1 protein-coding gene is annotated in these 1037 nt (G+C 64.0%); it reads right to left on the bottom strand.

The window, feature by feature from the left end:
• The coding region (locus tag AC1DWI_RS24275; protein ID WP_477726058.1) for a glycerol-3-phosphate dehydrogenase/oxidase at window positions 1–1037 on the bottom strand (1037 nt) is incomplete at both ends.

Below are 1037 nucleotides of genomic sequence, written 5' to 3'. Positions count from 1 at the left end.
TGGCCACACAGCGTCAGGAATTCATCCAGCTGCGGATCCACGCCGTTTTCCTGCTGCAGCAGAGTGGCCACTTCCGGCGCCAGGGTTCTGGCCAGTGCCGCATCGAGAAACAGYAGACGGGAACGCCGTGCCAGTACGTCTTCAACGGTGCGGGCATATTCATGGCGGGCAGCGAAACGCACCATTGCCTCCGTCAGCCCACCGCCTAATTCGCGGCTGGCACCCGGCAGGTTTTCCATGGCGGACGCCTCGCTGCCATACAGATGAGACCCTGGCGCCTCGCTAATTTTGTGATTCGAATTGTGAGCGCCAACTAACTTCAAGTTTGTGGTGACGCCGGCCCCGCGTGTTGGCAGCAACGCCGCGCCAAAACATTTGTCCAGCACGTCTTCCGCCATCGCCCGGTAAGTGGTCCACTTCCCTCCCGTCACCGTGACCAGGCCGCTTTTGCTGACCAGCACCGTGTGCTCACGCGACAACGCCTGGGTGCTTCCGGCATCCTCATCCGGCGGCTTGACCAGGGGCCGCAACCCCACCCAAATGCTTTTAATGTCAGCCGGGCCGGGCGCGCGGCTCAGGTAGCGAGCCGATTCGCGCAGGATGAAGTCAACTTCTTCGCGGAAAGGCAGCGGCTCGCGCGCCAGGTCGTGGCGCGGCGTGTCCGTGGTCCCCAAAATGGTTTTACCCAGCCATGGCACGGCAAACAGCACCCGGCCGTCGGCCGTCTTGGGCACCAGCAGGGCGTGGTCGCCAGGCAAAAACGAGCGGTCCACCACAATATGAACACCCTGGCTGGGCGCCACCATGGGCTTGGCGTCCCGCCCTATGGCTTGCCCATCCTGGAGCCGCAGCTGGTCCACCCAAACGCCAGCCGCGTTCACCACGCAGTTCGCCCTGAGTTCAAACGTACGACCCGTTTCCTGGTCCCGCGCATGCAGGCCGACCAGCTTGCCGCCCTCATGGATCAGGCCCGTTGCCGCGCAGTAATTCACCAGCAACGCGCCCTGACGTGCCGCGGTGCGGGCCAACGCCAACGC

The sequence above is a fragment of the Polaromonas sp. P3_C2 genome (assembly GCF_056402675.1).
The sequence above is the reverse complement of the archived record's forward strand: the minus strand, read 5'-3'. Positions and strand labels throughout refer to the sequence as shown.